General features: G+C 51.7%; 16 protein-coding genes, 1 pseudogene and 1 riboswitch. Of the genes and pseudogenes, 13 read left to right on the top strand and 4 right to left on the bottom strand.

Translation table 11 applies throughout. The annotated features are described in order from the left end of the window. Nucleotides 1-43 precede the first annotated feature (43 nt). Complete coding sequence (locus tag ACHHV8_RS16575) at nucleotides 44-358, top strand: metal-sulfur cluster assembly factor (RefSeq protein WP_395159744.1); 315 nt, start codon at nucleotides 44-46, stop codon at nucleotides 356-358. On the opposite strand, the gene ACHHV8_RS16570 is transcribed toward ACHHV8_RS16575, so the two are convergent. From ACHHV8_RS16570 to ACHHV8_RS16560, 3 genes are read right to left on the bottom strand one after another with little or no spacing between them, the layout of a single operon-like run. Then, nucleotides 355-1,026 (bottom strand): response regulator, encoded by a 672-nt coding sequence (locus tag ACHHV8_RS16570; protein WP_395159742.1) that lies wholly within the window; start codon nucleotides 1,024-1,026, stop codon nucleotides 355-357. The genes ACHHV8_RS16575 and ACHHV8_RS16570 overlap by 4 nt on opposite strands. Further along, nucleotides 1,004-1,432 carry a sensor histidine kinase gene (locus ACHHV8_RS16565; RefSeq protein WP_395159740.1) on the bottom strand — a complete coding sequence of 143 codons (429 nt, stop codon included), beginning with the start codon at nucleotides 1,430-1,432 and terminating at the stop codon, nucleotides 1,004-1,006. Before ACHHV8_RS16565 ends, ACHHV8_RS16570 begins: the two co-directional genes overlap by 23 nt. After that, nucleotides 1,362-2,204 (bottom strand): sensor histidine kinase, encoded by an 843-nt coding sequence (locus ACHHV8_RS16560; RefSeq protein WP_395159738.1) that lies wholly within the window; start codon nucleotides 2,202-2,204, stop codon nucleotides 1,362-1,364. The genes ACHHV8_RS16565 and ACHHV8_RS16560 overlap by 71 nt, the downstream gene beginning before the upstream one ends. Before the next feature lie 206 nt (nucleotides 2,205-2,410). Here ACHHV8_RS16560 and ACHHV8_RS16555 point away from each other — a divergent pair, with 206 nt between their 5' ends. The 5 genes from ACHHV8_RS16555 (at nucleotide 2,411) to ACHHV8_RS16535 (ending at nucleotide 7,233) form a co-directional block, all read left to right on the top strand. Further along, nucleotides 2,411-2,929, top strand: coding sequence for a CcdC protein domain-containing protein (locus ACHHV8_RS16555; RefSeq protein WP_395159736.1), 519 nt, complete (start codon nucleotides 2,411-2,413; stop codon nucleotides 2,927-2,929). Nucleotides 2,930-3,141: 212 nt separating this feature from the next. Next, nucleotides 3,142-3,678 carry a glycoside hydrolase 5 family protein gene (locus ACHHV8_RS16550; RefSeq protein ID WP_395159734.1) on the top strand — a complete coding sequence of 179 codons (537 nt, stop codon included), beginning with the start codon at nucleotides 3,142-3,144 and terminating at the stop codon, nucleotides 3,676-3,678. Between the two features lie 282 nt (nucleotides 3,679-3,960). Further along, on the top strand, nucleotides 3,961-4,779 hold the full coding sequence (locus ACHHV8_RS16545) for an AIM24 family protein (RefSeq protein ID WP_395159732.1): 819 nt from the start codon (nucleotides 3,961-3,963) through the stop codon (nucleotides 4,777-4,779). Between the two features lie 21 nt (nucleotides 4,780-4,800). After that, entirely contained in the window at nucleotides 4,801-6,189 is a 1,389-nt protein-coding gene (locus ACHHV8_RS16540; protein ID WP_395159730.1) for a M23 family metallopeptidase, read from the top strand. Nucleotides 6,190-6,525: 336 nt separating this feature from the next. Further along, the gene (locus ACHHV8_RS16535) at nucleotides 6,526-7,233 is read left to right on the top strand and encodes a DUF7002 family protein (protein WP_395159728.1); all 708 of its coding nucleotides are present in this window, start codon (nucleotides 6,526-6,528) and stop codon (nucleotides 7,231-7,233) included. Between the two features lie 137 nt (nucleotides 7,234-7,370). Here ACHHV8_RS16535 and ACHHV8_RS16530 read toward each other — a convergent pair whose 3' ends face one another. Further along, a complete protein-coding gene (locus ACHHV8_RS16530) occupies nucleotides 7,371-8,708 on the bottom strand; it encodes a voltage-gated chloride channel family protein (protein WP_395159726.1) in 1,338 nt (445 codons plus the stop codon). Nucleotides 8,709-8,791: 83 nt separating this feature from the next. After that, nucleotides 8,792-8,851: riboswitch (Fluoride riboswitch) on the bottom strand. A gap of 211 nt (nucleotides 8,852-9,062) precedes the next feature. On the opposite strand from ACHHV8_RS16530, the gene ACHHV8_RS16525 reads away from it, so the two are divergent. The 7 genes and pseudogenes from ACHHV8_RS16525 to ACHHV8_RS16495 all read left to right on the top strand — a co-directional run bounded on the left by ACHHV8_RS16525 (nucleotide 9,063) and on the right by ACHHV8_RS16495 (nucleotide 17,720). Further along, on the top strand, nucleotides 9,063-9,236 hold the full coding sequence (locus tag ACHHV8_RS16525; RefSeq protein ID WP_395159724.1) for a hypothetical protein: 174 nt from the start codon (nucleotides 9,063-9,065) through the stop codon (nucleotides 9,234-9,236). Between the two features lie 336 nt (nucleotides 9,237-9,572). Then, nucleotides 9,573-10,852: pseudogene (locus tag ACHHV8_RS16520) on the top strand (multidrug effflux MFS transporter). A 372-nt stretch (nucleotides 10,853-11,224) separates the two neighbouring features. Further along, a complete protein-coding gene (locus ACHHV8_RS16515) occupies nucleotides 11,225-11,365 on the top strand; it encodes a hypothetical protein (RefSeq protein ID WP_395159722.1) in 141 nt (46 codons plus the stop codon). A gap of 426 nt (nucleotides 11,366-11,791) precedes the next feature. Beyond that, the gene (locus tag ACHHV8_RS16510) at nucleotides 11,792-12,727 is read left to right on the top strand and encodes an ABC transporter permease (RefSeq protein WP_395163538.1); all 936 of its coding nucleotides are present in this window, start codon (nucleotides 11,792-11,794) and stop codon (nucleotides 12,725-12,727) included. A gap of 2 nt (nucleotides 12,728-12,729) precedes the next feature. Continuing rightward, nucleotides 12,730-13,608, top strand: coding sequence for a carbohydrate ABC transporter permease (locus ACHHV8_RS16505; protein ID WP_395159720.1), 879 nt, complete (start codon nucleotides 12,730-12,732; stop codon nucleotides 13,606-13,608). 131 nt (nucleotides 13,609-13,739) lie between these two features. Beyond that, on the top strand, nucleotides 13,740-15,947 hold the full coding sequence (locus tag ACHHV8_RS16500; protein ID WP_395159718.1) for a helix-turn-helix domain-containing protein: 2,208 nt from the start codon (nucleotides 13,740-13,742) through the stop codon (nucleotides 15,945-15,947). A 222-nt stretch (nucleotides 15,948-16,169) separates the two neighbouring features. Continuing rightward, nucleotides 16,170-17,720: an extracellular solute-binding protein gene (locus ACHHV8_RS16495; RefSeq protein WP_395159716.1), complete on the top strand. Its 1,551-nt coding sequence runs from the start codon at nucleotides 16,170-16,172 to the stop codon at nucleotides 17,718-17,720. Nucleotide 17,721 lies beyond the last annotated feature (1 nt).

Here is a 17,721-nt window from a genome sequence, read left to right as displayed (position 1 = left end):
TTGTTAATGAAGCTATTTTATATACGGAAAGGGAGCATGCCTTATGACGAAGGAAGATCAAATTTTATCGGCATTGGAAGAGGTTATCGACCCTGAGGTCGGTGTCAATATAGTTGACCTGGGACTCGTTTATAACGTGACCATAAGTGAAGAGGACACGGCAACCATAGAAATGACCTTGACGATCCCGGAATGTCCTCTGGCCGACACCATCATTTCCGATGTCAAAAAAGCCGCCGCTTCCGTTCACGGCGTGCGGAAAGTCGAAGTTCAGCTGGTCTGGGAGCCGAAATGGACGCCGGCCAAAATGAACGATCATGCCAGAGAGCAAATCCGTGCGAATCAAACGCTGGTCTAATCCACCATCCCGCTGCGGAGCGCGATGACCACTGCCTGTGTACGATCCTCGCAGCCGAATTTCTGCAGAATGCGATGCACATGGGATTTAACCGTCCCTTCCGTAATGAACAGCTTCTGCGCGATTTGTTCATTACGGAGTCCGTAGGCCATCTCCTGCAAAATTTGCTGCTCGCGTTCGGTCAGAGGCTCCGGCAGGGGAGATTTCTTCTCGCTTGCAGGCAGCGCCGTACCGGAGGACGCCATCCTGAGGAGCGCATTCGCGGCCAGCTTTGACTTGTACACGGCTTCTCCCCGGAAGGCGGAGCGGACCGTTTCCAGCATGGACTCTACCTCTGCGTCCTTCAGCAGATAGCCGACCGCTCCGGCCCGGATGCCCTCATATATATAATCCTGATCGTCAAAAGTAGTTAAAATGACGATCTTCGTTTCGGGCCATTGCTCCATGATCGCTTGCGTGGCTTCGATTCCCGACATACGCGGCATCTGGATATCCATCAGAATGACATCCGGGCGAAGCTCCGCGGTCAAGGCTGCGGCTTCTTGCCCATCCGAGGCTTCGCCGACAAGCTGCATGTCGTCCTGCAGGCCGATGACATAGCCGAAGCCCTGCCTGATCATCGTCTGGTCATCCACAAGCATGACCTTAATGGCTTCCTGTCTCTGCATAACAATCCTCCTTCTCTTGTTCAGGCTCCTTCTTATCCTGTCCGGTGCAAGGGATAAACGCCTGGATTTCCAGCCCGCTAGGATGGGCAATGGCAAGCGAAAGCTTTCCGCCCCGCTCGGACAATCTCGACTTCATAACTTGTAACCCGAAGCCTTCCTCGATTGCATCGATACTGCTCGCAGCTCCGTTATCCCGAATCCGCATCACCAGACGGTCTTCTTCCTTATGCAGGCTCACCTTCACATGCGTTGCGCCGGAATGCCGGATCACATTGGTGACCGCTTCCTGCAGCACCCGATAAAACAGCTCGAATCCTTCCGCGCTCAACTCGTCGTCATCGATGTCCGCATTCAGTGTATATCCGATGCCGGAGGCATCCTTCATACGGTTCAGCAGCGATGTCAAGACGGTCATTCCCGGAGCGGAGCGCTGATCGGCCAGCGCATGAACAGAAGTCCGAATATCCTGCAGTCCCTGCCGGGCGACGGCGAGCATTCCTTTTAACGATTGCTCGGCCTGGTTCAGGATCTTTTTTTACCATAAAACGCAAGGCCTGCATTTGAACGATCAGCGAGGTCAGGCTGTGCCCGACGGCGTCGTGAATGTCTCTGGCTATCCGGGTTCTTTCCTCCAGAACCGCATACTGCATGGCAGTGGCCGACGCCTGCTGCAGCTGGTCGTAAGCATCCTGCAGCTCCGCCAAATGTCTTTTGTTCTGCTCGTATATTTCATTTCTTTGAATCCGGCTTCTTATATAGAAATAAAGGACGGCCGCAAAAACAACGAAAGAAAGAAGTGTAAATACATCCTGCCGGCCGAAACGGGCATACAAGGCTGCGGTTATAAGCACTACTGCCATTGCCGGCGCTTGCATTTTGGACACATACATGCGGATTGCCGCGGCAAACAGGAAGATAGCCATGAAATATAAGAGCTTCATTTCGTGGTATAAAATAACGCCGGCGGCGATTTCGATGCCGAGCAGGCATAGCGCCAGAACGATCCGGACTTTTGTCCATCGCGGCCTCGGCAAAAACAGAAATACGGTGAAGGTGACCCACAGGAGCAGGTTCAGTCCAGCCTGCAGAGGCGGACCTTGAAATAAATGATTGAAATTCATCACAAAAAACAGCGCCGCAGAGCCGGCAGCCGGCTTTCCATACAAGGAGTAAGTCATTCCCGATCCCTCCCGATCCATGTACGCCACTTCATTGTGCCTTGTCCAGGGAAAAATTACAATCCGTTTCGCTGCCCGAGCGCTCAATTTCTATCTGCAGATAGAGACGCACCGGTGTTAAGTTCTAACCGCCGTTGGTCGTCCGAACCGTGCGAACAAGGTACCATAGGTGCATGAGCTTATTCATCTCAAGGAGGTCAACAATCATGCATTTACAAGCCATCATCTTTGTTTTATTAGGTATCTTCATCGTCTACCGAATCTCGATGCGGGTTCGCCGTACGATAGGCTGGCAGCAGCTGCATACCGGAAAGCTCGGCACCTATACGGTTATTTTATCCATAGTGGGCTTGATCTTCTTCGCGGAAGGCTTGTTCCATATAACGAGCTTGTTATCCAATCTGATCGGCATTGCGGCAGGCTGCGTTCTCGCCTATTTCAGCGCAGCGACGACGCGCTTCGAGCAGCGTAACGGGCATTGGTTTTATCGCTCTAATGTATGGGTAGGCGGCATCGTGACCGTTCTTTTTCTCGGCCGGCTCATTTACCGGGTTTATGATGTCTATGCCCAGACTCAATTGCCGGCGACTTCTCAGGGACTTTCGCTGTCGGATCGGCTTCAAGATATGACAGGAGGCTGGACTTCAGGGCTTATGCTCATTATGTTTGCTTATTATGTCTCCTATAACGTTATTTTACTGCGCAGACAAGAGTTAAGAGCGTGATGGACTGCGCTCACCTTCAAAATCTAGGCCTAAATATCCTAAATATCCTAAATATGGTAAACTATTTGGGAGCATATGGCTGATGAAAGCCGGTTACAGAGGTTGAGGGGGTTCCGAATGACGACATTATCGATAACCCCGCCGTTCAAGCTTCTTATATGGAGAATGCGGTCAAACCGATCATAGAAGCTCTAAAAGACCATGAAGGGGTCATGGGATGGGATATCATCAACGAGCCGGAATGGATCATTCGTGCGGAGGACGGCGGAGATCCTAAGCATGATGCACGCCGGGTGTTTTCTCTGGATCAATTGCGGAGCTTCGTTCAAAATAACGCTGCGCAGATTCATGCATTAGGAGCCAAGCAGCCGGTGAGCACAGGCAGCGCTTCCGCCAAATGGAGCGGGAATCAATATACTTTCTGGAAGGGACTCGGACTCGATTTTTACGATGTGCATTGGTATGACTGGTATACGGCGCATTTCGACCCTTCCCGGACGGATGTGTCATCGCTCGGTTTGGATAAGCCGGTCTTTATAGGAGAGGTCATGTCGGACCCTTCCGTTCAGTACAGCGGTTCAACGCTGCCGAAGAATCACAAAGCCTTGGCGGAAGGCGTATATAAGCACGGATATGCAGGCTATATGCCGTGGGCGTGGACGGACAGCGAGAACAAGGCGAGCGATACGATCGCTCCGTTCTTTGAACAGATGAGATCCGATCTTCCCGAACTTACTGCAAGGAAATGAAGAAGCCGCAGGCAGACAGCAAGCGATAAAAGAAGACGTTATACTTTTGAGCAGAACTGCTTCGGCAGTCTGCTCATTTGCATTCGGTGGCAAAAGCGCTTGGCGGCAAGCTCGGCGGAGCGGGGAAAAAGGTATTGACCCGCTCTTAGGAGCAAGGGTATACTTTTACCAATTTCTTCATTTTGTATACATAGGGGGAATTTCAATCATTATCGATTCGATTTTTGCCGTGGAGGAATGAAGGGCGGCAATAGAACAGGAAACAGGAGAGGGGAAAGGCAGATGAGTAAAACTCAAGTGCTGTTGAGCAAGGAAACCGAACGCACCCGAATCGAGGTGCTGGGCTATGAGCAGCTGGCGGGCAGCGACGATATCGGCAGCTCGGAAATTCTTTATTTTCTGCAGCAGAGCGGCAGCCGCTTGAAACAAGTGAAGGTGACGCTTAACAACAGCAGCGTGCTTCTGGAGTCGGGGGCGCTCCATTTTATGAAAGGGCATATCGATGTACAGAATAATGCCGGCGGCGTCGGAGGCATGCTCAAAAAATTTATCTCCAGCAGTTTGACGGGGGAATCGATGTTCAAGCCGGTTTACAGCGGCAGCGGAGAGATTTATCTGGAGCCTAGCTTCGGCCACTATCTGCTGCTGGACCTGAAGAATGAGCAGCTGGTTGCCGACAAAGGCATGTTCTACGCATGCGAATCCACGATTTCGGTCGGTGTGGAGCGGATGAAAAACTTATCTTCGGCGATCGCCGGAGGCGAGGGTTTATTTCAAACCAAGCTTGCAGGCAGCGGCCTATGCGTGTTGTCCAGTCCGGTTCCGGACGATGAGATCACCAAAATCCAGCTCAACAAAGAAAAGCTGCAGGTGGATGGGAATTTCGCGCTGCTGCGCAGAGGCAATATTCAATATACCGTGGAAAAATCCAGCAAGTCGATCTTCGGCTCCTTAACGAGCGGTGAGGGGCTTTTGCAGACCTTTACCGGGACCGGAGAGGTATGGGTGGCGCCGACTCAATCGGTCTACGAGCAGCTAAAAGCGCACCGATTGGGCAGCTTGATCAAAGCCGGCGGCTCGTCCAATACTAAAACGACTTAGCAAGCTTATCGGAGGAAGGGCATGATACAATCACGGAAGCGTAGTACGGGGAGGAAGGCGAATAAAACGGGCGTACGCTCCAAATGGGTGCTGTCCGGTATTGTTGCGGCAGCGTTCTGTGTAGGGACCGGGTATGGCCTATGGAAAGGCTGGCCTGCTTCCTTGCATCCGGCCCCGCAGTCTGTGGCTGAAATGCAGCCGCCGCCGGCTCCGAAATTTAGAAAAGCGCTTGAATTTGCGATGACGGATTTCGAGCGCGGCTGGATCCGTTACGAGGACGGTCTGATGACAACGGCAGACGGAGGCGCGACCTGGTCGCCCGCCGAGTCGCCTCCGGCATTGGAACAGCCCGTAACGGAGGAACCGGACTTTCGAATGCTGCAGGAGGCGAAGGTCATCTCCGAAATACAAATCCAGTCCCGGGCGTACCCCGTTAAACAGTTCCAATTCATTACCGACCGGCTCGGCTGGGCGCTCGTTCAGGATGATGGCGAGGCGGGCAGCCAGCTTTGGATGACGACTGACGGGGGAGTCACTTGGCTGGCGGAGGCGGCCGAAACGGTGAAGGAGGCCGTGCGGCAGGAGAAGCAGCTGATCCAGCAAAGACGAGCGGAAGCGGCCCGGTACGCTTCAGCGGAACAGGCGATGGAGGCGTTCCGATCCGAATGGCATTTGATGCCGAAAACCGTAAGCCAAGGCGATGCGGTGCTTGTGCGCCGCAGTCAGCCGGGCTCGGTGGAGTGGCAGGGGAAGACGTATCAGCTGCAGCCTGCCGGCACCGGCTATTATACCTATCTGCCCGTAGCTACCGGCGTTAAGCCGGGAGACTATCCGATCGGCGACCAGGTGCTTAAGGTGACGGCGCAAAATTTTCCTAAGCAGTACCTCCAAGTCACGGAGGAGCTGGATAGTATGAGGCAGGATACGAAGCGTATCGATGCCGATCAAGCGAAGATTGATAAGGCTAGGAGCCGGTCGCAGCCTGAATTTTTGTACAATGCTGCGTTCCTGCAACCGATTGAGGGAACGCTGACGACGCCGTACGGTCATATGCGGTACGTCAACGGCAAGCTGAGCGGCTCGCATTTGGCGCTGGATCTGGCAGCCAAACAAGGAACTCCGATCAAGGCCGCCAATGACGGCGTCGTCGCTTTGGCGGACAGCCTGTACTTGACGGGCAATTCCATTTATATTGACCATGGTATGGGATTATTTTCACAATATGCCCATCTTTCCGAGCTGCGCGTGAAAACGGGTGATGCAGTGAAGCGCGGCGATATTATCGGCCTGGTCGGAACGACGGGATTTTCCACGGGGCCGCATCTGCATTTTACGTTCTGGGTGCATAATGTGCCGGCCAACCCGCACCGGTTTTTCAATACGACGCCGTTCCAATGGACGGATAAGTAAAGAAACTGCGAGCGCCGCGACGTACGAGAATCCCAGGCACGACTTGGGACGCAGCGATCGGACGAGCTCTAAGATGGCCCATGAGGGATACGCAGGTGCGAGCGCATAACATAAATGGTAAACATTTTATTAGACAAAGGATAGGCTGGCACCGTCCGGTCCATAATGATAGAAGCGAAAGTTTTGTCTGCCTTGGCGCGGACAAAGGCGAGGCGAAAGTGCCGGACGACCTGGAGGTCTTAATGCGATCTCGTCTTAATTTTATATCCACAATGCAAAAACAGAGAGCGGATGTTCATCCTGACTCTCTGTTTATTTAGGTTAAGGAGTTGAATTATGAGTGACGAGATCGTGTCTGCCATAACGAAACCGAAGGGCAGAAAGTCATTGTTTCATTTTACGAGGGTTCGAAATTTACCGGCGATGGCTCATCTTGACGCTCTATTGTCCAGCTACCGGATCAACCGGGAGGCCGCGTCGGGCGAGCGCCGACCCCAGGCTGTGGAGGTACAATACGAAGCTTACCCGATTACATTAAACGCTCATTTGAAAATCGCGGATATCGTCATCGACATGTCCACCACGCAGGAGCAATTTCGCGCTTATTTGAACCGGCACGTGTTTTTATGGCCGACCTTAAGGGATTGCCGAAAAATGATGGAAACCTATGCGCGCAGAGAGCCCGATGAAAGCTTCGCGGTGCTGGAAATGAATGCGTACGCTCTGTTGTCCGGGCATCGCGCCGCAGTGAAGCTGTCCAAATACGATTCGGGCAGTTCGCCCCGTTTCCCAGCAGCTTGTACTTACAAAAAAAGTCCGGATATGTTCCTGCCCCTAGACCGGTTCAAGCAAGTATCGAACCATACAGTACCCGCCAAGGTATCGGAAATCCATGAGGTGCTGGTGGAAGACCAGGTAACTGGCATCACCCGGCTACTGCAAACCATTTGGATCGATCGCCGCGAGGCTGCCCCGTTATGCTGGAGGGACAAGGCTCGGGCTTTATCTGAGCTGCGGGATCTGGAAACCGGCGGACGGGATTAATGTATCTGCAGGGTAGGGATTCAACGGCCCGTATTAGTGCATCTGCAGAACCGGGACCCAATGACCAAGGATTTCAACGATCATTACTGCTGCAGCTTGTACATGTTCTTTCGATGAGCGAGACTCTGCCGTTACTCTTACTGCTGCTGCAGCTCCTTGCTTTTGGCCGGCTTCGTCTTAGGCAACAGCCTGATGGAGGCCAAGGTCGACTGTTCGGGAACCGGATGCAGCTTGGACTTCGATACCCCGATTTGCTGCGAAGTATAGATCCCCGTATGACCCGAGAACAAATAACTGATTGCGCAGGCTATAAAGAAATAGATCATGCCTTCGGAGCCGAACAATTCAATCCCCATTACGAAGCAAGCGATAGGGGTATTCGTCGCTCCGCTGAATACGCCGATTAAGCCCAAAGCGGCAAGAAAAGGGGCCGACAGGTGAAGCAGTCCTGCGAGCGAGTTGCCGAGCGTGCCTCCGATAACGAAGAGCGGGGTCACTTCACCGCCCTGATACCCGGCCCCGAGAGTAAGCGCGGTAAAGAGCGTTTTCCATAGAAAAGCGAGCGGATCGACAGGATGCTCGAATGCCTCTTGCAGCAGAGGGATACTCAATCCCAAGTAATCTCTCGTACCGAAGATAAAGACAAGCGCAATAATAACCAAGCCGCCGATAAAGCTTTTCAGCATGGGATTGCTGAACAATCTCGTATACATTTTTTTTAGCCAATGGGTCAGCTCGCTAAATAAAATGCTGGCGAGTCCGAATACGACGGAGGCGAGGACGACTTTTCCTACGACGGAGGCGGAGAGAGCAGGCACCGTGCCGATCGAGTAATGGATATGATGGATGCCCCAAGCTGTTGTGACTACGTTGCCTATTAAACTAGCTATAAAGCAGGGAATCAGGGCTTGATAACGCATCATCCCCAAGGCGATGACTTCCATTCCGAAAATAGTTCCGGCCAGCGGCGTACCGAAGACCGATCCGAAGCCGCTGCTGATTCCGCACATGAGCAGTATCTTGCGGTCGACTTCATCGACCTTGAGCAGCCGCCCGATGCCTTCGGCAAAGCTGCCGCCCATCTGGACTGCAGTGCCTTCCCGGCCAGCCGACCCGCCGAACAAGTGGGTTATGAAGGTGCCGAACAAGACGAGCGGCGCCATGCGCAGAGGGGCCGTTTCCTGCCCCTGTTGAATCTGCTCGATAATCAGATTGTTTCCCTTGCCCGCATTTTTGCCGTACTTCAAATACAAGAAGCTGACCAACGCTCCGCCCAAAGGCAATAAATAAAGCAGCCAGGGGGAGTCCATCCGTTGTTCGCCTGCAAAATCGAGCCCCGTCAAAAATAACGCGGAAGCCGATCCCGACAAGATCCCGACAAGCCCCCCGTAAATAATCCACTTGAGCAAAAAGCCCAGCAAAGCCATGTGAAGCACTTTCTCGCCCCATAAAGCGGCTCTTTTCCATTGAAGCATCGTTGACATTCTCTCCTGTCGTCTGGTTTTTTCATGTGATGCGGGCAAAAAAATAGACTCCTACCAGTGTATACAGCAAAGCTGCACTGGTAGGAGTCATTAGCCCTAAGGCGGTTATGGCGAACTCCATCGCCCTGTTCACAATTTCTTTTATAATAATACAAATCGTCATGATGGTCAAGTAAATAAAACGGCCGTATCCGCTTTCTGCTTATCGTCCGAATTGTCGACAAAACAAGTGTAATTCTTATCTACAATGTGACAAACATTTAATCTGCGCGGGATTATAATAAAAACAGGTCGGAGTCCGAGGTTTTGCTTCTCTATTTACTAACCCATTGGGAGGGAATTCAGATGGACAAGCATTTTATCGAGAGGCTGCACACATTGAACCGGAGAGACGAATTGAGGTCCAAGCTGTTGATGGAAGGGGTCAAGCATACGCTTAAGCAAAAAAAAGAATTGGGTGTGCTCGGCAGGTTTTTCACAAGCGCGAAGAAATCGGTTACGGCTAAAGGATGGAATTGAAAAGGCTTTGGCCACGACGTATAAGCCCATCAATGGTAACAATTGGGGAAGACTCGATGCGGGCAGGCAAGACGGAGTCATTCTATGACTTCATAGGTGCGCGTGCGCCGACCGCATGGGCCTTCGAATCCCTTAAGCTGATCGCTCTATAAACATGTCCTGATAACGGATAAGGAGCTGCTTCCGCAGCTCTTGTTGGCATGTTCACCTACCGGGATGCGATAGAAAATTGCATACAGGTCTTCTTCGATGCCGCAATCTATGGTACTGTTGAGACATTGAAATAAACAGGAGCTTTCTATAAAGTTCACAGCCAGAAAAGGAGAAAATATCATAATGAGCAATGAAGAAGCCCGGCAGCTGGGCGCATCGAAACCTGCACCATCCAAAGCTGTATTAGTAGCTATACTGGGCTCACTCGCCATGATGGGACCGCTGACCATCGATATGTACTTACCGGCGCTTCCCGCCGTGGTCGCCGAGTTTCACACAACGGAGTCCAATGTCCAGCTGAGCTTAACCTTGTATTTACTCGGTCTTATCTTAGGGCAATTATTGGCCAGTTCCGATCAGCGACGTTCGGGGAAGAAGGCTTCCGATGCTGCTCGGCTTGGCCGTGTATGCGCTGTGCTCGCTGCTATGCGCATTCAGCCCGAATATTTGGTGGCTCATCGGGCTCCGCGCGCTTCAAGGCTTTTCCGGCGCGGCCGGCATGGTCGTTTCCAGAGCCGTGGTGCGGGATTTATTCTCAGGCACGGCTTTGACCAAATTCCTTACGCTGCTAATGATTGTTAACGGGGCCGGCCCGATTATCGCTCCTATCGTTGGCGGCCAGCTGCTCCGCTTTACTTCCTGGCGCGGCGTGTTTGTCGTCCTGTGTCTGGTCGGCATCGTGATGTTCTTTGCAGTTCTGCTCGGACTGCGCGAGACGCTGCCTGTGCGACCGCCGGTCGAAGGCCGGCATGGGTGCGACGTTGTCTACGTTCGGAACGCTTTTCCGGGACCGGGTATTTATGGGCTACGCGCTCTCGTCCGGGTTTGTTACCGCGGCGCTCTTCGCATATTTATCAGGTTCGTCGTTTGTACTGCAAAATGTATTCGGCGTCTCGCCGCAGATGTACAGCTTTGTTTTTGCGGTGAACGGCCTTGGGTTCGTTATCGCTTCGCAGGTTGTCGGGCGGCTGGTCGGCAGAGTGCCCGAGATCAAGCTGCTGGTGAGCGGCTATATCATTGCAGCCTCCGGCGGCATCCTTCTGCTCGTTATGCTGCTGGCGGGCGTTGGCATGGCGGGCGTATGGCCGGCATTCTTTCTCATCGTCGCAAGCGTAGGGGTCGTAGGCCCGACCAGTTCTTCGCTCGCTCTGCAGAACCAGGCGAAGACGGCGGGGAGCGCAGCGGCGCTGCTCGGCGTATTGTCGCTGCTGTTCGGGGCCGTTACGTCGCCATTGGCCGGAATCGGGGGAGGCGGTACGGCGATCCCGCTGGGGATACTCATCGCGGTAACCTCTGTCAGCTCCGTGCTGTGCTATATTTTCTTGATACGCAGACAGCACCGGGCACTCGCGAACGGCACGGTAAGCGGTGCGGAGCAAGGCAAACGGACTTCCGAAGCCTAGGCCTGGAAAAAGAACGATCCGTACTCGCAAAAGGCCGCTGAAAAACGAGCGGAGAGTACGGAATCGTTTTGCAGAAGCGCAAGCGTTCGCCTTTGTCCTTGGATTTCAACCGCTACAAGCGGGATATAATCCAAGAAATCCAGGGACAACAGCGATCGGAAGAATGTTTCTTACTCGGAGCGATGCCTTTTTCAGTGGCCTCGCTCGCAGCGATGACTTTTTCAGCGTCCCTCGCTGCAGGCAGCTTCGCCTCTACCGGATATGTATGATTCCTGGTGACATGTACCATCCTAATGTGGGGAAAGGACGGGAAGTCTTTTTCCTGCAGAGCATAGGCTTTGCAGTCTATCTTGAGGGATGGAGGTGAAGAGGATGCCTAAAGGAATGAAGAAGAATGAAGGAAACAAATATAATACCAATCCGAATTATGCGGATCAAGTATTGAAGAACCATGAGGTTCAGCCTGCACAGAACAGTCCTCGCGAAAGCGACGATTCACCCCGTCATAAATAACATGTAGCCGAGAAACACAGAAGCGCCGACTGCACCAACAGGCCGCAGAGTACCGTGACGAGACGGCGATGATACCGTGATGAAGACAGCCTAAACTGACTTAGGCTGTCTTTTTTAACATGAATTTATATGTTTTCGGGGCCCCCGCAAAGTACCTGAGTCCGGTTCGAAGCATAAGCCCCACTTTGTGGGGTTATTTTATTGCTTCCGCTGCTGCAAAATCGTGCTATATCAAGGGTTTTAAGCCGATGATCCCTAATGATTATAAATCAGCCGCGCGGATTATGGGCGGATAAGGCGCCGGGGCCGAATTGATTATAGACTGAACCCTTCAGCGGAGCCTATGCTGGAGGCAAGTCACTAAGAGAAATTGGGGAGGCGTGCAGGTTGAGAAAGACACTAGTATCGGGCAATACGAATCAGACCATCACTTCAGGCAGTTCACGCAGCAAGGTCAAATCCGAGCGATTAAGCAGGATATTAAAGAACAGGTGGCTGTACATTCTGCTGCTGCCCGGACTGATTTATTTCTTATTGTTCAAATATTTGCCGATGTGGGGGATCGTGATCGCGTTTCAGAACTACCAGCCCTTTCTCGGAATCAGCGGAAGCGATTGGGTAGGCTTTGAGCATTTCGAACGATTTTTTACCGATGAGAAGTTTTGGCTTCTGCTGAGAAACACTTCATTCCTGGCGGTGCTGAATATCGTATTCTTTTTCCCGCTGCCGATCGTCATCGCCTTGATGCTCAACGAGCTGCGCAACGAGGTGTACAAGCGGTTTTTGCAGACGCTGATTTATGTGCCCCACTTTGTATCGTGGGTGGTTGTCGTCGGTGTCGTGTACATTTTCTTCAGCACCGAGGAAGGTGTGGTCAATCAAATAGCCGCACAGCTCGGCTTCGAGAAAATCAACTTTTTACTGAGCAAATCGTGGTTTCCGGTCATGGTTACCGCCGAAGTCATCTGGAAGGAAACCGGATGGGGGACGATTATCTTTTTGGCGGCGCTGGCCAGTGTGGACGTCAGCTTGTATGAATCCGCGAAGCTGGACGGAGCGGGCCGCTGGAAGCAAATGTGGCATATTACGCTGCCAGGCATCCGAAGCACGATTATTATATTGTTCATCCTGCGTCTGGGGCAGTTCCTCGACACCAGCTTCGAGCAAATCTTCCTGATGGTGAACGCGGCGAACCGCGAGGTCGGCGAGGTTTATGATACCTACGTGTACATGACAGGGATCCGGCAGGGGCAGTTCAGTTACAGCGCAGCGGTAGGCTTGTTCAAGTCTGTCGTCGGTTTGGTGCTTGTCCTCCTGGCGAACACGCTGGCTAAAAAATTCGGTGAGGAAGGGGTTTATTAATTATGCTGGAGGATAAAAGCTGGGGAAACCGTATTTTCAACGCGGCGAACATTTTCATCTTATTGTTGATTGCGGTTGTCGCCATCATTCCTTTCATTTATATTATCGCGGCATCGTTTACGGCCAAGGAGGAGCTGCTGAACAAGGCGTTCGTGCTGTTCCCGACCAAATTTTCGCTGGAAGGCTACAAATATATATTCAGCAACAATCTGATCATCCGCAGTATCGGCGTATCGATCTATGTTACCGTCGTCGGAACGATTCTCAATCTCGTATTCACTTCGTTCATGGCGTTCTCGCTGGCGAGACGTGATTTGGACGGCAGACAATTTTTGATGCTGGTCGTTCTGTTCACGATGCTGTTCAACGGCGGCATGATCCCGACCTATCTGGTCGTCAAAGAGATGGGGATGCTGAATTCGCTGTGGTCGCTCATGATTCCTGCCCTGATCAGCCCGTTCAATTTGATCATTCTTAAAAACTTTTTTCAGAATTTGCCCGGTGAATTAGAGGAAGCTGCAAAAATTGACGGTTGCAATGACCTCGGTATTTTATTTAAAATCGTATTACCTCTTTCGTTACCGGCAATGGCGACTTTCGCTCTATTCTATTCCGTTACCCATTGGAACACCTACATCCAGGCGGTGCTTTATATCAATGATTCGAAGCTGTGGCCGGTGCAGGTATGGTTAAGACAAATTGTAATCGTTTCCGAAGGCGGATTCGGGGATGCTCAGTACAACGACACGAATACGGCGCCTCCGGCTCAAATTGTAAAAATGGCCGTTATCGTCGTCAGTACGCTTCCGATCCTGTTCGTCTATCCGTTTTTGCAGAAGCACTTCGCCAAAGGCGCGCTGCTTGGTTCCGTTAAGGGGTAATACTTGAGGACGGAGGAATTAGAGTGAAAAAGAGAAAAACGTATTTTTTTAAGCTGCTTGCGTTCAGCTTACTCCTTGCGATGATACCGCTTATCATTCAAGGATTTTTTTCATATCAGAAGGCTTCGTCTATGATTCAGGATAAAGTGCTGGAGAGCAACAGGCTGCTGCTTTCGCAGTCGCAAAGCCACACGGAGCAGATTCTGAAATCGGTCGAATCCACCATGCTAAATTACGTGAATTCCACGGAGCTGCTGAATGCGATGAATTCGTCTGTGGAGCCGAGCCTGTTTCCCTTGTTTACGAAGATGAACCGGACTATCTCCTCGATGAGCTTTTACGAGTATGGCATTAAACGGGTGTACCTGATCAATTTGGAGAAGGATTGGGTGATTGACGGCGAGGGGACCTGTCATTTGGACCAGCTGGACGACGAGTTCAAATATAACAAGCTTCTTCAATCCCTCCATACTCCTTCGGCATGGATACTGAATCAAGGCATGCTGCCGAGCACAGGCTTCAACCGGAATCAAAAGGACGGCGACAGCCTGCTTCTGGTCCAAAAAATTCCTCAATATTCCTCGCAGCCAACCGGCTTGGCTGTTGTTGTATTTCCTACCAAGGCGCTCAATACGATGATTGTGAACAGCGACAAGCTGGGCAACTTCATGATTACCGACAATCAGGACCGCGTGATCGCCCATTCGAATGCCGAAATGATCGGACAGTCCTTGTCCGGCGATGCGGTGATTAATAATCTGAAGCAGCAAACGAGCAATAACGGCTTCAACACATTGAATGTGGACGGGCAAGAGGTTGGCTTTACTTATATCCGGTCTTCCTACAATAATTGGACCTACGTCTCCGTTGCTCCGTTTACGCAAATTACGAAAGACTCGCGGGATATCGGCACGATAGCTCTGGTGATCGGGACGGTCATGCTGCTGTTGATTATTGTGCTGGCGCTGCTCGGTTCGCGAAAAATGTACCGGCCAATCGCCCAAATCTACGAGTATGCGGCGGAGTCCGTACCGAATGAAGCCGGGGATGAGCTGGAGCAGATCCGCAATCAATTCCTGAGCATGCGCTCCTCCCAATTTTCTATGAAGGATCAGCTGAATGTCCAGCTGGTGCAATTAAAGGACTTTTTCCTGCAGAAGCTGTTCAGGGGAGAGCTGGGCCAGGAAGAGGCGCACGAAAAATGCAAAACGTTCCATATTTCCGAGGATTGGCGGATGCTGAGCGTCTTCACTACGCAAATTGATTCACTGAATGAAACCAGGTTTCAAGAAAAAGATAGGGATTTGTTAATGTTCGCGATTAACAATATTGTGAAAGAGCTGATTTCTTCCGGAAAACGCTTTCAACCAGTGCTGATCGATAAATTTCAGGCAGCCATCATTGAGCATGACCATACGGACGAGGATCAGATCAAGCGGGACATGTACCAGTTATGCGAGCATGTGCAGAAAACCGTGAAAGCCTATTTGAATGTGCATGTGAGCATCGGCATCAGCAAGCCGTACCATCAGCTCGTACATACATCCAGAGCCTATGAGGAAGCGCTTGAGGCTTTGCGCTACCGGATTAAATACGGCGATGAATCGATTCTTTACTTGATGGATGTACAGCCGGATGAGGAGGATTATACGCTGCCCGCTTTTCCCAAGCATATTGAAATGGAACTGATCAATGCGCTGAATGCAGGGGACAAAGAGACGGTCGAATTGAAGTTTACGCAATTTCTGGAATGGCTGCTGTCCCAGCAGGTGAGCTACCGGGAGCAGCAGGTGTATTTGGCCAGGGTACTGATCGATGTGCTGAAGGTTGTGCAGGATATGCGGATTAATGCGAAGTATTTGCTGGAAAATGAAAGCTCGATCTTTACCCAGCTGTTTAATTTCCGAACGTCCGAAGAACTGAAGCAGTGGTTCCTTGACGATGTGATCAATCAGATTCTGGAGCTGCTGAGAAACCGCAGGGAAATCAAGTATGTGAAAATAGCTGAAGAGCTCGCGACGATCGTCAGCGAGGAGTACGATACCGATTTGAGCCTGGAGCTGTGCGCAGACCGGCTCGATGTCCATCCGAGTTACTTGAAGCGGGTACTCCGCAAAGAGCTGGATACGAACTTCAGCGATTACTTGTCCCGATACCGTTTGCAGAAAGCGCGCGAATATTTGCTCGAGACCGATATGAAAATTTCCGATATTGCCGACCGGCTGCGTTACAACAATTCGCAAAATTTTATTCGCTACTTCCGCAAGATGGAAGGCATGACGCCCGGCGAATACAGGAAGCAGAGAAGCCAGTCCGTGATGAAAGGCTACACCGGATAAGGCTGCTGCAGCGGCGGGCGGCTGAGAAGATCACTGTGCGGTCTGTAATGATTATCCGCTGCAAAGCCGCATGGTTGGGCTGAAGTGATTATAGACGGTTTCAGCGCTCCCTCTCTAGAATAGGGGTTGCCGGACGGGAAAGCGGGCTGAGGCGATAACGAATGCTGCTGAACGCCCGGTACGAAAATCGCATACCTAAATTGATGACAGGGGGGTTCAGCTTTGACAGCAAACAAATTAAAACGTACGGCAGTAAGGAAAGGTGTCGCAGCAACGGCAGCCGTTGTATTTTTTTCCACGGTATTGGCCGCATGCTCGAGCGACAACAGTGCTTCATCTACAGGTGGCGCAGCGAACGGCAGCGGCAGTGCAGCATCGCAGGAGAAATTTACAATGACGATGGTCAATCAGTTCACCCAGAACCAGCCGCCCGGCGATGATGATGAATTCGTTAAGAAAATTGAAGATTTCACCAACACGAAGCTGCAGATTACCTGGATTCCCGGCGGGAATGTCCATGAGAAGATCAACGCGATTATCGCCTCAGGTGACATGCCGAAAGCGATGCTGGTGTTCGAGAACAAGTCCACGACACTGATCAATGCGGTAAGATCGGGCGTATTCTGGGAAATCGGCCCGTATATCGATCAATTCCCGAACTTGAAAAAATATTTGTACCCTGAAGTGCTTGACGGCGTGAAAATCGACGGCAAATTGTACAGCCTGTACCGCTCGCGTCCGCTGATCGGCGACGGTGTCGTCATCCGCAAGGATTGGCTGGACAATCTGGGGCTGAGCCAGCCGAAGACGATGGATGAGCTGTACAACGTAATTAAAGCGTTTACGTTAAACGATCCGGACAAGAACGGTAAGAATGATACGATCGGGCTCGTCGATGAGAGCGCCCTGCGCGGATTCGGCTATGTGGCCGCCCAATACGGCGCCCCGAACGAGTGGGAAGTGAAGGACGGCAAGCTGTCACCGGCCCAGTTCCATCCGGGATATCTGGAGGCTTTGAAGTTCTTCAGAAAGCTGTATAAAGAAGGGCTGATGAATAAAGAGTTCACGCTGCAGAGCCGGACGCAGGCGCATGAGCTGCTGCAAAAAGGGCAGGCCGGCGTACGGATCGGCGATCCCGATATGATTATCGGCATCTCCGCCGGAACGACGGATCCGAAGGCGAAGTGGGATACGTTCGTGAAGATGCAGAGCTCGGACGGCTCGGAGCGCGTATTTATGTCCAACGGCTACACGGGCAACTTCTTCTTCCCGAAATCCTCGATCAAGGATGAAGCGGAGCTGAAAAAGGTTCTCGGATTTTTCGATAAATTGTCGGCGCCTGAGATGCAGACCATGTTTACATGGGGGATTGAAGGCAAGCACTATACGCTGAAAGATGGCAAAGCTGTCGTCAGTCCGGAGCAAGCGGCCAACAATGCGGTCGTGAACAACCGCCGCAACGAGCTTCAAATCGTGGACAGCCTGCAGGCGGCGATCCAAGGCCAGCGCAACCCTGTCGACCAGGCTTGGATCTCGGCGAAGCAGGAGATGAATTCCAAGGTTATCACCAATCCGGCGATTAACCTGATTTCGAAAACGTTCACGGAACGCGGCACGGAGCTGAAACAGATTCTGGAGGATGCGCGCGTTAAATTTATTATTGGTGAAATTGACGAAGCCGGCTGGGACAATGAGATGAAAAAATGGAGATCGGCAGGTGGAGATAAGGTCATTCAAGAAATGAACGAGCTTTATGCCAAAATGCCGAAATAAA

The sequence above is a fragment of the Paenibacillus sp. TAB_01 genome (genome assembly GCF_043945595.1).
Taxonomy (GTDB): Bacteria; Bacillota; Bacilli; order Paenibacillales; family NBRC-103111; genus Paenibacillus_S.
This window is presented reverse-complemented; position numbering and strand designations above follow the sequence as displayed.

Bases quoted from the DNA above. Each gene is read 5' to 3' on its own strand.
- ACHHV8_RS16530 (WP_395159726.1), bottom strand. From the start codon at position 8,708: ATGCTTCAATGGAAAAGAGCCGCTTTATGGGGCGAGAAAGTGCTTCAC.
- ACHHV8_RS16515 (WP_395159722.1), top strand. From the start codon at position 11,225: ATGCCTAAAGGAATGAAGAAGAATGAAGGAAACAAATATAATACCAAT.
- ACHHV8_RS16555 (WP_395159736.1), top strand. From the start codon at position 2,411: ATGCATTTACAAGCCATCATCTTTGTTTTATTAGGTATCTTCATCGTC.
- ACHHV8_RS16500 (WP_395159718.1), top strand. From the start codon at position 13,740: ATGATTCAGGATAAAGTGCTGGAGAGCAACAGGCTGCTGCTTTCGCAG.
- ACHHV8_RS16550 (WP_395159734.1), top strand. From the start codon at position 3,142: ATGGGATGGGATATCATCAACGAGCCGGAATGGATCATTCGTGCGGAG.
- ACHHV8_RS16545 (WP_395159732.1), top strand. From the start codon at position 3,961: ATGAGTAAAACTCAAGTGCTGTTGAGCAAGGAAACCGAACGCACCCGA.
- ACHHV8_RS16570 (WP_395159742.1), bottom strand. From the start codon at position 1,026: ATGCAGAGACAGGAAGCCATTAAGGTCATGCTTGTGGATGACCAGACG.
- ACHHV8_RS16575 (WP_395159744.1), top strand. From the start codon at position 44: ATGACGAAGGAAGATCAAATTTTATCGGCATTGGAAGAGGTTATCGAC.
- ACHHV8_RS16535 (WP_395159728.1), top strand. From the start codon at position 6,526: ATGAGTGACGAGATCGTGTCTGCCATAACGAAACCGAAGGGCAGAAAG.
- ACHHV8_RS16525 (WP_395159724.1), top strand. From the start codon at position 9,063: ATGGACAAGCATTTTATCGAGAGGCTGCACACATTGAACCGGAGAGAC.
- ACHHV8_RS16560 (WP_395159738.1), bottom strand. From the start codon at position 2,204: ATGACTTACTCCTTGTATGGAAAGCCGGCTGCCGGCTCTGCGGCGCTG.
- ACHHV8_RS16540 (WP_395159730.1), top strand. From the start codon at position 4,801: ATGATACAATCACGGAAGCGTAGTACGGGGAGGAAGGCGAATAAAACG.
- ACHHV8_RS16505 (WP_395159720.1), top strand. From the start codon at position 12,730: ATGCTGGAGGATAAAAGCTGGGGAAACCGTATTTTCAACGCGGCGAAC.